The sequence below is a fragment of the Escherichia sp. E1V33 genome (genome assembly GCF_004211955.1).
In the GTDB taxonomy this organism is placed as follows: domain Bacteria; phylum Pseudomonadota; class Gammaproteobacteria; order Enterobacterales; family Enterobacteriaceae; genus Escherichia.
This window is the reverse complement of the sequence record NZ_RHJI01000050.1, coordinates 1-3,632: the sequence shown is the minus strand read 5'-3', so window position 1 is coordinate 3,632 and position 3,632 is coordinate 1. Positions and strand designations below refer to the sequence as shown.

Genomic DNA, 3,632 nt, shown 5'->3' with positions numbered 1-3,632 from the left:
AAATTTACTATGCCACTACAGACGCGGATACTTTCGGTATCTCTTTACGCTATAGCACATACAAGCAGTGAACTATCAACTGGTGCGAGTGTAGGGGCTCAATGCTAATGTCTATTTGAGGACTGCAGATGTTTTCCTCGGCTGGGTAAGTTGTTAACCCCAGAATTTGGGCCAAGTATTGTATGTGGCGAAGCTGGTACAGGAACAAAGGGATAACCGTCGTTTTAAAGCTCTTCCATCGGTGAATAGCCCCGATGTGACCCGGAACAAGTCTCAGCATTCACGGGATGAAAACGATTTGCTTGATGCGATGATAAAACTACAGAACGGCTCTGGGCAGAAGGTCTAAGAATACACGCCTTGCTCTAGTCGTGTTATTAACGCTATTACCGTTTGGATTCCTGATTCGCTCCCCATAAGTTCTTCAGGGGTTTGCCACCGTAACGCTCGGTTGGGTTCATGGCACCACTTTTGGGCCGCACTTTCGTTACCTTCAAACAATTGCGTAGCCAGTTGATGGACATCTTCTCTGTTCAAGGAGTCAACTCCACTATTTAGTTATCGTTTTCTTAATCTGTTTAATGACTGGATATGAACTTCGCTACTCATTTTAGCAATGAGTAACAAGTCAATGTATCAGATGCATTCGTGACTAATACAAATAAATGCGTATAACCATTTGACAATAAAGGTTTAGATGAAAAAAAGAGAGAGTGAAATCGAATTTCACTCTCTCCATTCGGGCGCTAGGCTGGTTAGCCTCATTAAATATGATGTAACCAACGCGTCCCCCTGTATGCTAGACGCTTACAACTATAATCACTGTACATCATGGATGCAACTTTTTTGCTAATAACATTCAGCAGAGGTTGCAATGAAGTGTATGTATGTCGAACGCTACCAACCTGCATCAGTCAATGGAACCTGTTGAGTTGTTCAGCTATATCGACGTTGTTTGATTTACTTTCCATTGCCCATACAGTACTGACCGCGTATCTATAGAAAGGAGTGGTTTATCATTGATTGTAAATCATAAAAATGGCAGCCTCACCAATTATCAGACTCTGTTTGTCCGACAATATCTCAAATGATACAACCAGTTCTAATCAAGATAAAAGAAAGGTGGTTTAATATAATAACCTAGGCAGCACTCCATTATATCCCTTTTATTATTAACGAAAACAACCGAACAATCGTTGGACATGATCTTTTACATCCAGTATACCAAACAACTCTCAATTTAAACTGAGAATGTAATTTGATAATAACTATCCAGATACTGGCTGGCGAGAGAATTTAACATATGGTAATTATATGTTCTATAAATAATTATCTCGCCATTTTAAATTCTATTAATATTATCGGGGTTATTTACGCTGAAAGGAAAATATTTACTTTATTAGTGGATGGTGAGTGGAATTGTAAGTGTTTTAGTTGGTGCTTATATTTTTTTTGATATTAAAAATATATGATTGATGTCTATTATTTCCTCAACAATCTGTTCCCTGGTGTTACCATTTAAAATAGCCATGGATAATAGCAAATAGCCCGTTTTAGTTCCAAGTGTTTTTTATCGCGCCCAATAAAATAATGGTGTTGTTGATATTCTTCAGGCCTAATATGAAGAGGTAATGACATTAGATGTGCACGGTAGGTACGAATAATAGAAATATCGGTTCGTTATATTTTACAGAGTAAGTTATGCGTTAAACTATCAGATTCTTATATGAGCACATTGCCCTTGCATAAATACAATTGCAATAATTTTCTACTCGAATTAAAAGATCGGTTTTGGAGATGGAAAAGTAACTTTTATAAATTTTGAACTATCGATTTAAGCTTCTAAACCATCCATTAAACTATTGTCCTTACTTGTATCACTTTTTAACCAAAGTCTCCAGGGTTTTCTCAAAACCCCTGAGCCTGCTAACGAAAATTTTACTGCTTAAAAAAAACGCAATACTGCAATCAGTATCTGCGATATGCCGAGAAACTTTCGCGAAAAAACGTCTTTGCGTGATTATATCTCTGATTGCTTAGGATGACTACGACATAGGGTCACTTTTTCCTTAAAAATGGCCCTATGTGCACCTCGCATAGGGTCACTTATTGATGAAAAGTGACCCTATGTAATCACGATATAGGGTCACTTTTTTTAAAAGTGGCACTATGTACAAAAATCATAGGATCATTTTTCTCGAAAAAGTGGCACTAGATATATGTATAACTTAAATGGCAAAACAGTACTTATCAACTCACAATAATACCAATACCCATTGTCAAAAAAGCTACTTTTATGTAGCATTAGAAAACATCCTCATACGACCCTCCCATTCCCATCTGACGTGCTTTTCAAACTGTTAACTTCCAGCTGCATTCCAGGCATTCAAAATGCCTCAAAAAAACACAAAAAAAAGTCCCATTTGTGAAAAAAAACTGATAATCTCTTCGGTATGGTTATTTTAAATCAAGAGGTCGCATATCTAATTCGAAACTATTAAAGTCACCGGAGATATCACTCAGTTTGTTGTGTTCACAAATTTATGTGTTTCGGGAAGAAACTGAAGACATGATCACAATTTACTGGATCGTGTGGAAGGAAAGGAGTCATCAGGAGATAAATTTACCGTGACCAGGCAATACGGTGAAGAAGGAGTATCTGGGGGTGTATGTACCAAAAGTTGCATTATAATTGGTAATGCAAAGAAAGTTACAATTACATGGCATAAGTTTAGCACGTATAAAACGAGGTCACTGAGTTACATTTAAAAACTTGTTTTTGTAATGAAGAGCGAAAATATGCGAAAAACACATTTTGTGAACCATGCGATCTGGGAATATTGGATGGTTGCGGAGACGGACGGATTACTATAACCATTACGGCAAGAACGCTCTATTTTAACAGCACGAAATTAAGAGGCTTTGATGATGTAAGTACCGCTATTTCATTATTGTTTAGAACAGTTAATGTTGACGAGTGTGCCCCAATTTTCTTATCTGCTAAATTTTCTCCTGCACAGTTAAACTTCGGCAATCAGAATACTATACACTTTTACAAACATATTTTTGAAATGAACAGCTCGTTTACACTGGAATATAAATTAAATTTTCTGGATTATTTGTCGGTTAGCGATTATAACGTATATGGTTTACAGTATTACTCGAAGTCTCAACATGTAAAGAGAACGCATAAAGAAAATACCTAACGTTTATTTTATTTACCTTTTTGATTATTTTGTCGAAAAAAAATAAAACAGAACTAAAGCGTGCGGATATATATATCTACGGGATTGTCCACCACACTGAACATCAAAAGAGAAAGCTGCCGGTTAAAGGAAAAACGCAAAGTGGGAATGCTGGCAAAAAACGCTACGCCAATCAGTGATGATGAAATGGCGGAAACAGACATCTGAACCTGGCTCTTGACAGATTGTGTAATGGTTCATGCTAATGTCACACGTGATAATACCCAGCCAGAAAGGCTGGGTATTTCCGATGACTACGGATACATATCAATGAACACTTCGCGCAGATAAGAGTATTCCTGCTTATTCTGACAATAGTATTCCACTCTCAGCGTGCTCTGATCCACGCCCTGCGGGGGCATATCACAGCCCGCCAGATCGTCTATG

General features: G+C 37.5%; 1 protein-coding gene and 1 pseudogene. One reads left to right on the top strand and one right to left on the bottom strand.

Features of this window, described 5'->3' with window-relative positions; all coding sequences use genetic code 11:
- Window positions 1-345 precede the first annotated feature (345 nt).
- Window positions 346-501 carry an MbcA/ParS/Xre antitoxin family protein gene (locus D9742_RS22840; RefSeq protein WP_240725573.1) on the bottom strand — a complete coding sequence of 52 codons (156 nt, stop codon included), beginning with the start codon at window positions 499-501 and terminating at the stop codon, window positions 346-348.
- A gap of 2,792 nt (window positions 502-3,293) precedes the next feature.
- On the opposite strand from D9742_RS22840, the pseudogene D9742_RS23295 reads away from it, so the two are divergent.
- Window positions 3,294-3,413: pseudogene (locus D9742_RS23295) on the top strand (AAA family ATPase); the annotation flags it as partial.
- Window positions 3,414-3,632: the final 219 nt, after the last annotated feature.